At 70.3% G+C, this 8,325-nt stretch carries 7 protein-coding genes; 3 read left to right on the plus strand and 4 right to left on the minus strand.

The genetic code is table 11. From position 1 onward, the window contains the following. Window positions 1-160 precede the first annotated feature (160 nt). On the minus strand, window positions 161-1,150 hold the full coding sequence (locus tag RGD00_RS22460) for an AraC family transcriptional regulator (protein WP_310459472.1): 990 nt from the start codon (window positions 1,148-1,150) through the stop codon (window positions 161-163). 170 nt (window positions 1,151-1,320) lie between these two features. Between RGD00_RS22460 and RGD00_RS22465 the strand changes: the two genes are divergently transcribed. Next, window positions 1,321-2,091, plus strand: a complete 771-nt coding sequence (locus tag RGD00_RS22465) for an SDR family oxidoreductase (protein ID WP_310459473.1) — start codon at window positions 1,321-1,323, stop codon at window positions 2,089-2,091. Window positions 2,092-2,157: 66 nt separating this feature from the next. Next, window positions 2,158-3,660 carry a flavin-containing monooxygenase gene (locus tag RGD00_RS22470; protein WP_310459474.1) on the plus strand — a complete coding sequence of 501 codons (1,503 nt, stop codon included), beginning with the start codon at window positions 2,158-2,160 and terminating at the stop codon, window positions 3,658-3,660. 123 nt (window positions 3,661-3,783) lie between these two features. Here the strand turns inward: RGD00_RS22470 and ubiV are convergent, their stop codons facing one another. The 3 genes from ubiV to ubiT are packed head-to-tail and all read right to left on the minus strand — an operon-like array spanning window position 3,784 to window position 6,196. After that, a complete protein-coding gene (gene ubiV / locus RGD00_RS22475; RefSeq protein ID WP_310459475.1) occupies window positions 3,784-4,680 on the minus strand; it encodes a ubiquinone anaerobic biosynthesis protein UbiV in 897 nt (298 codons plus the stop codon). A 2-nt stretch (window positions 4,681-4,682) separates the two neighbouring features. Next, window positions 4,683-5,660 (minus strand): ubiquinone anaerobic biosynthesis protein UbiU, encoded by a 978-nt coding sequence (gene ubiU / locus RGD00_RS22480; RefSeq protein WP_310459477.1) that lies wholly within the window; start codon window positions 5,658-5,660, stop codon window positions 4,683-4,685. Next, on the minus strand, window positions 5,660-6,196 hold the full coding sequence (gene ubiT / locus RGD00_RS22485; RefSeq protein WP_310459476.1) for a ubiquinone anaerobic biosynthesis accessory factor UbiT: 537 nt from the start codon (window positions 6,194-6,196) through the stop codon (window positions 5,660-5,662). The genes ubiU and ubiT overlap by 1 nt, the downstream gene beginning before the upstream one ends. 413 nt (window positions 6,197-6,609) lie before the next feature. Here ubiT and RGD00_RS22490 point away from each other — a divergent pair, with 413 nt between their 5' ends. Continuing rightward, window positions 6,610-8,106: a UbiD family decarboxylase gene (locus RGD00_RS22490; RefSeq protein ID WP_310459478.1), complete on the plus strand. Its 1,497-nt coding sequence runs from the start codon at window positions 6,610-6,612 to the stop codon at window positions 8,104-8,106. Window positions 8,107-8,325: the final 219 nt, after the last annotated feature.

Here is an 8,325-nt window from a genome sequence, read left to right on the forward strand (position 1 = left end):
AGGCCAGCGCCTGCCCCGGCGGGCGAGAAGCGCCCGCCATGGGCGGGGCGGGCGCTGGCCGGGGGCTTTGGGCCCCCGGCCGGGGCAACTCCATCTGCATCGCGGTGGCGAAGGCACGCGCCTTCGCCAGCCTGAGCGGTGGAAATGAATATCGATCCGCCTATCCGCCCGCCGCGCGCAGGGTGTCGCGCGGGCAGAGGCCGTAGCGCGCGCGGTAGAGTTCGGAGAACCGCCCGAAATGGGTGAAGCCCCACCGCAGCGCCACATCCGTCACCCTTGTGCCGGGGGGCGCGGACAGAAGATCGGCATGCGCGCGGGCCAGCCGCGCCTCGCGCCAGAACCCCAGGGGCGTGGTGCCGCGCCATTCGCGGAACGCCATCTGCAACCCGCGCGGCGAAATGCCCGCCGCCGCCGCGACATCCTCGAGCGTGACGGGCTGGTCGAGGTTGGCGGCGATGAATTCCTCTGCCAGCCGCAGGTGGCGCGGGCGGGGGGCGGCGCGCAGGCGGGCGAGTTGCGCGGCATGGTCGTGCGGGGTTTCCAGCAGGCCCGACAGGACGGTGCTTTCGATCTGATGCGCCATCAGCCCGGCCATGGGGGCGGGGCCGATGGGCGGGCTGCCGGCATCCGTTTCCGCCACCAGCCACATCACCATCCGCCGCAGCGCCGCGCCGGGCCCCTGCCGCAGGTCGATGGGCCCCTGAAAGGTCAGCGGCCGGTCCGACGGCCCGCCCAGAAGCTGTGCCAGATGGTCCTGCATCGCGCGGCGGGAAATCTGCACCAGCACCTGCCGCGTGCCTTCCTCCCATGTCATGCGGGTGGGCAGATGGGGGTTCAGGATCGCCGCGCGGTCGGGGGTGGACAGGTAGGTTTCGCGCCCGTTGGTGATTTCCGCCCCGCCATCCAGCGGGATTTGCAGCAGGTAGAACCCTTGCAGTTCCCCCGGTGCGATCAGCGTTTTCGCGCCGTATTCGATGTAGTTCAGCGACAGCCGCTGGCCCGGCAGGTGGTGGTGGCGGGCGTCGAACAGCCCCCGTGCCCCCCCGAGCGTTTCCAGCCGGTGCGGGCAGAACACCGCCGCCACCCGTTCCCGCGCCTCGTCGAGATCGCGCGAATGGAACAGGGCGTGATCCTTGAGAAGCGCGTTCATGCGGGCCGATCCCCGTTTCCCCTGCGGGCAGACTAGCACGAAAGCCGCCAATCCAACCTGTGGGAGTCACGTTTTTTTCGTTTTTCGGATAATGCCCGCGCGCGCCGGATAGCCCGGGGCGGCAGGGTGGGCACAATTCCTTCAATCTCAAAGAAAACAGGGGGAATGCCATGCGGGGACTGGCGGGCAAGGTGGCCATCGTGCCGGGCGGATGCACCAGGATCGGGCGCGCGGTGGTCGATGCCTTCGGCGCGGCGGGGGTGAAGGTGATGGTGGCCGACATCGCCGACCCGGGCGCGGGATTCGGCGAAGGGGCCGCCTTTCAGCGTTGCGACCTGCGCGACGACGGCCAGATCGCGGATCTGGTGAAGGCGACGAAGGACCGTTTCGGCCGTATCGACTTTCTGGTCAATGTCGCCTGTTCGTATCTGGACAACGGCGCGGCCTCGACCCGGGCGGAATGGCTGGAAAGCCTCGACGTGAACATCGTGGGCTCGGTCATGCTGATGCAGGCGGCAGAGGACGAACTGGCCGCCAACCGGGGCGCGATCGTGAACTTCGGGTCCATCTCTGCGCGCGTGGCGCAGACGGGGCGGTGGCTCTATCCGGTGTCCAAGGCCGCGATCCTGCAACTGACGCGCAATCAGGCGATGGATCTGGCGCCCAGGGGCATCCGGGTCAACGCCGTGTCGCCCGGCTGGACATGGAGCAACATCATGGACCAGCTGACCCATGGCGACCGGGCGAAAACCGATGGCGTCGCAGCCCCCTTCCATCTGATGCGCCGGGTGGCGGACCCCGAAGAGGTGGCGGCGGCGGTGCTGTTCCTCTGTTCGGACGAGGCGAGCTTCATCACCGGCACCGACATCCGCGTCGACGGCGGCTATACCGCGATGGGCCCCGAACGGGCCGATCCGGCGATCCCGCTGTTGATGGACTGACACCCGGCGCGGGGCCGGGAAACATTTCGCATAACAGGCCCCCGCCGACAACCAACAGGGAAACCAATGAAAATCGCCATCATCGGGGCCGGGTTCGCCGGCCTGACCACCGCCCGCCATCTGCGGGATTTCGGCCATGACGTGACGGTGTTCGAAAAGGTCCATGACGTGGGCGGGGTATGGAGCACGACGCGCCTATACCCCGGCGTCTCGACCCAGAACGGCAAGGACACCTATTGCCTGTCGGACTTTCCGATGCCGAAGGACTATCCCGAATGGCCCTCGGGCTGGCAGGTGCAGAAGTACATCGAATCCTACGCCGACCATTTCGGCCTGCGCCCGCTGATCCGCCTGTCCACCCCCGTGACCCATGCCGCGCAGGGGGCGGACGGGCGCTGGACCGTCACCTATCGGCCGGAGGGCGGGGAAGAACGCAGTGAGGTGTTCGACTTCCTCACCATCTGCAACGGCATCTTTTCCGCCCCCGCCGTGCCCGCGTTCGAAGGTGCAGAGGATTTCCGCGCCGCGGGCGGGATGATCTGCCATTCATCCGAATTCCTCAACCTCGACGATGCGCGCGGCAGGCATGTGGTGGTGATCGGCTATGGCAAGTCGTCCTGCGACGTGGCGGTGGGGCTGGCCGATGCGGCGGGGTCGATGACGGTCGTTGCGCGCGAACTGATCTGGAAGATGCCGAAAAAGCTCGGCGGGGTGCTGAACTACAAGTACCTGTTCCTGACCCGGATGGGCGAGGGGCTGTTTCCCTATATCCAACTGAAGGGGGTGGAAAAGTTCCTGCACGGCGCGGGACGGCCGGTGCGCAATTCCATGCTGGGATCGGTGCAGGGGCTTATCACCCGGCAACTGGGGCTGAAAAAGCTCGGCGCCCTGCCGCGCGGCAGTTTCGAGCGGATCGCGCGGTCCACCGTCAGCCTTGTCACCGACGGGTTCTTCGATCTGGTCCGGCAGGGGCGGATCGCGCTGAAACGCGACACCGCCATCGCGCGGCTGGAGGTCGCGGACGGCCGCCGTTTTGCCGTGCTGACGTCGGGCGACAGGATCCCGGCGGATGTCGTCATCTGCGGCACCGGCTGGCGGCAGGAGGTGCCGTTCCTCGATGCCGAGGTGCAGGCGCGGTTGATGGACGACCGCGGCAACTTCCGCCTTTACCGCCATATCCTGCCGGTCGGGGTGCGGAACCTTGCCTTCAACGGCTACAATTCGTCCTTCTTCTCGCCGCTGTCGGCGGAAATGGGCGCGCTGTGGGTCGCGGCGCTGATCGGGGGCGCGCTGCGCCTGCCGCCGGAACGCGACCAGCTGGCCGCGACCGACCGCCGCCTGCGCTGGATGGAGGAACGGACAGAGGGCAAGCACGCCCGGGGCACCAACATCATCCCCTTTTCCATGCACCAGATCGACGAATTGCTGGCGGATATGGATCTGTCCATCGGCCCGATGCAGCGGTTCATGGAATGGCAACTGCCGGTGAAACCGGGATCCTACGCCCGCGTGGCGAAGGACCTGCACCGCCGGATGGAGGCGCCGGCGGGGCGGCCCGCGCTGGCATAACGGGGCCGGGCAGCCACAGGAAACGCACCGCGTTTCCCCCGCCCGTGGCAGCGGAACCCGCAGGATATGGCGAAGGCACGCGCCTTCGTCAGCGGGAACGCGGCGGCGAAGGACGGTCCATCCCTACGCCGCCCCCGACCACGCCGCCCCGGCGGCTCCGGTCAGGAACCCGTCCGACAGCCGCCCCCCCGGGGTATCGGGCAAAAGCGCCGCGGCCAGCGCGTCGCCGTCGATCCGGCCCGCCAGCCGGTCGGCGTAAAGGCGCGTGAGGCGGGCGAAGTCGCCCGTCTGCGGCGACAGGCGCAGCGCGGCGACGCCCGCGTCGCGCAGCGCCTCCACCTGCCGGGCCATGCTGGCGCAACTGGCCGAAAGCGTCTGCACCCCGTTCACCGCAAGGAAGGGCCGGCCGTCGAGGGTATCGACCTCGCGCCCGTCCGGGTCCTCGCCGCAGACGAACTGGCAGTTGTCCTTGGCGCGGTCGTGCAGCCGTGCGTGATAGCAGCGGCCAGAGATCGCCAGCGGCACCCGCCCGTGGCCCCAGACCTCTATGGCGACGCCAAGCCGCGCGCCCTCCGCCGCCAGCCGCGCGACGGATGCCAGCGGCAATTCCGGCGGCAGGCACACCCGCTGCGCGCCCCGCCGGGCGAGCCAGCCGAGCGTGCCTTCGTTGTAGACATTGACCAGCGGCCCCACCCAGAATGGCCGCCCCGCCGGGATATGGGCCAGCGCGGTCAGGTCGTTCACCTCTACCGGCACATCCATATCGGCCAGATCCGCAGTCAGCTTGCGTTCGCGCTTCAGCGTCACCAGCGCCAGCGACGTCACCGCGACCTCCTTCCCCGCCGCCAGCAGCCGTTCCACCGCGCCGGGGATCGCATCCTGATAGAACGGCAGCCGCTTGGAACAGACCAGTTCCCCCAGCACCACGCGGGCGACGGGGATGTCGGCGAGGCCGTCGTGGAAGGCCTGCCACAGCGGCGTGTCCCAGAAGAACGGGTTGGGGCCTACGGTCAGGTCCATCCTCACCTCCATGTCTTGGCATAGGCGCCGGTGGTCCGGGCCTGCCCTTCCGACAGGCGGGCGAGCGCGCCTTCGGGCATCGGGCGGCCGGCCGCCACGGCCTCCACCGCCGCGCGGAAGGTGCGCACGACCTCGGCCACATAGGCGCGCGACCGCTGCCGCCCCTCGATCTTCAGCGCGCGGACCCCGGCCTTGGCCAGCGCGGGGATCAGCGCGGTCGCGTCGAGGCTGACGGGATCCTCGAAGATATGCCCGGTCTGGGGGCCGGAGGTGAAACACCCCTTGCAGAGCGTCGGATAGGGCGCGGGCGCGCCCTTCGGTGTCCGGTGGATGGTGAAGCCGCCGAGGCGGGCGAAAAGATCCGGCCCCTCCTCGGCATAGACGACATGGCTGGCGGGCGAACAGACGCCGTTCATGTTGGGCGACCGCCCCGTGGCGTAGGAGGACAGCGAACACCGCCCCTCGGCCATCACGCAGAGCCCGCCGAAGACGAAGACCTCGGTCTCCACGTCGATCTCGCGGTTGATGGCGGCGATTTCGGCCACGGTCAGCACGCGGGGCAGGACGACGCGCTTGACCCCGAAAGCCTCGGCGTAAAGGTTGATCGCGTCGGGGTTGGCGGCGGCGGCCTGCACCGACAGGTGGCGGCGCAGGCCGGGGTGGCGTTCGGCGGTGTGGGCCAGAAGGCCGATGTCGGCCAGGATCACCGCATCCGCCCCCGCCGCTGCGGCATCGGCCACCGCGGCATGCCACAGGGGTTCTGCCCCCGCGCGGGGAAAGGTGTTGATCGCCACCAGCACCTTGGCCCCGCGCGCATGGGCATGGGCGATGCCGGCCGCCATTTCCTCGCGGCTGAAGTTGAGCCCGGGGAAGTTGCGGGCGTTGGTTTCATCGGCAAAGCCGCAGTAGACGGCATGCGCCCCCGCCTCGACCGCGGCGCGCAGGGCGGCGGGGGTGCCGGCGGGGCAGACGAGTTCCATCATGCCCAGGCCCCCTCGACCCGGTGCAGCGCCACGCCGGTGCGCCGTTCCGCCGCTGTAAGCACTGCGGCCAGCGGGGCGCGCAGGGGGCCGGCGAGGGTTTGCAGCTCTGCCGCCAGATCCAGTTCCGCGTCGTCGATGGCATTGCGCAGCGCCAGCGCCGCTTCGGTATCGCCCTCGACCGTCAGGTCGCGGGAAAAGAACAGCGCGTCGCCGTCATAGGCCCCGTGCATCATGCCGAGGAAGGCCGACAGCGGGCCGGATATGCGCACCTCTGCCGCCGGTGCGCGCCGATGCGCGGTGATCCGCACCCGCCCGCCGCCCGGGGCCAGCAACAGCGCCAGCGGCATATCGGTCAGGTCCAGCGCGAACCGCTTGCCCGCATGGCCGCCAAGCCGCCGGAACATCCCCGGATGCCGCGCCGCCAGTCGCCGCGACAGCGCCGACAGGGCAAGGCCGAGGGGCGCCAGCGGCAAGGGCCGTATCGCCGCCGCCAGCAGCGGGGGGCAGAGGGGCAGGGTAGCGGTGGTCTGCATGGTACTCCTTCCCGGCCGGGGCCGGCCCGGTCGCGCGGGAACGATAGACCGGGCGGGGAAGAGCGGACCTGACTTAGGTCAAGGTGGGGGCAGGCAGGGCTGCGTCGCCATGCCGCGCCGGAGCCCGTTTGGCGGAAATGGCCGACGGTCGTGCGTGTGTCCAGGTCGGCGGCGGGGGTTTCACACCCCCGCACCCCCGTGGGATACTTGGGGACAGAAAATGAGCAGGGCGCGCTTCCACATACAACCGCGCATCTTCATTTTCTGTCCCCAAATATCCCCGCCGGAGGCTCCTGCGCCCATCGCCGGGCGAGCCCCCGGGCGGGGCCCCTCGCTGCGGGCAACCCTGACTTAGGTCAAGTCGCCCCGTCCCCCGGCCTGCTACGCCCTGCGCAAAGCCGATGGAGGCCCCGATCCGCACCCTGCCGCCCTTTCCCGACCTGCGCGCCTTTCTTGCCTGGCTGGCCGGGCAGGGGGATCTGGCCGCGATCCCCGATCCGGTGGCCCTGCGGCACCGGATGACCGCGGTGCATGCGCGGGTGCTGGCGGCGGGCGGGCCGGTGTTGCGGTTCGATGCGCCGGTACGGGCGGATGGCGGCGTCTCGGCGGTTCCGGTGATCACCAACCTTTTCGGCACCCGCGCCCGTGTCGCCGCCGGGCTGGGGCTGGCCCCCGAGGGCATTCCGGCGCTGGGCGAATTCCTCGCCGCCCTGCGCGCCCCCGTGCCGGTGGAGGGGATGCGCGACGCGCTGGGGCGCTGGCCGATGCTGAAGGCGGCGCTGGCGACCCGGCCCAAGGTCGTCCCCCGCGCCCCCGTGCAGGAGGAGGCTACGCCCGACCTGTCTTTCCTGCCGGTGCCCACGCATTGGCCGGGCGATGGCGGGCCGCTGATCACCTGGCCGGTGGTGGTGACGCGCCCGCGGGACAGCACGGCGGAGGCGGTCGCGCGCTACAACCTCGGCGTCTATCGGGCGCAGGTGCCGGGGCCGGACCGGCTGATCCTGCGCTGGCTCGCGCATCGCGGCGGGGCGGCGCATCACCGCACATGGGACCGGGCGGGCGAGCCCATGCCGGTCGCCGTGGTGCTGGGGGCGGATCCGGCGCTGCTGCTGTCGGCCGCGCTGCCGCTGCCGGAAACGGTGTCGGAGATGACCTTTTCCGGCGTCCTGCGCGGCAGCCGCACGCGGCTGGTTCCGGCGCGGACGGTGCCGTTGCTGGTTCCGGCGGATGCGGAAATCGTGGTGGAGGGCTGGGTCCATCCCGGCGACACCGCGCCCGAGGGGCCCTTCGGCGACCATACCGGCTATTACAACGCGGTGGAGCCCTTCCCCGTCATGCGCGTCAGTGCCGTTACCCACCGGCGCGATCCGCTATACCTGTCCACCTACACCGGGCGGCCGCCGGACGAGCCCTCGGTCATCGGCGAGGTGTTCAACGACCTGGCCCTGCCGCTGATCCGCCAGCAGATCCCCGAGGTGCGCGACCTGTGGCTGCCGCCCGCCGGCTGTTCCTACCGCATCGCGGTGGTGGCGATCGACAAGCGGTATCCGGGGCAGGCGCGGCGGGTGATGATGGCGCTGTGGGGGATGCTGCCGCAGTTTTCCTACACCAAGATGGTCGTGGTCGTGGACGGCGACGTGAACCCGCGCGACTGGGACGACATCGCCTGGGCGCTGGCGACGCGGATGGACCCTGCGCGCGACGTGATGCTGATCGACCGCACGCCGATGGACTACCTCGACTTCGCCTCGCCGCTGGAGGGGCTGGCGGGCAAGATCGGCATCGACGCGACGGTCAAGATCGGGGCGGAAACGGCGCGGGAGTGGGGGCAGGTGATGGCGCTGGACCCGGCGGACGCGGGGTTCGCCGCGGATCTGGTCGCGCGCCGCCTGCCGGGGCTGGGGGGATGAGCGGGGGGGTGACTTCCGGTCCCGCCGGTGTGGCTGGCGACGGCGCGCGCCTTCGCCGCCGCGATGACTTCGGAGTCGCCCCTGCCCCGCCCCTGTTTTGACCGGGATGGGCTCTGTTGCACAAATCGGCTGCTGATCGGACTTCCCCTTTCCCCGGACAGATTTATCCTGCGACCTCTGTGATGGGCGTGCCGAGCGCGGTGAAGCCGTTGAGCACGG

Origin of the sequence: Ruixingdingia sedimenti (genome assembly GCF_031432425.1) — a bacterium.
Taxonomy (GTDB): domain Bacteria; phylum Pseudomonadota; class Alphaproteobacteria; order Rhodobacterales; family Rhodobacteraceae; genus Ruixingdingia; species Ruixingdingia sedimenti.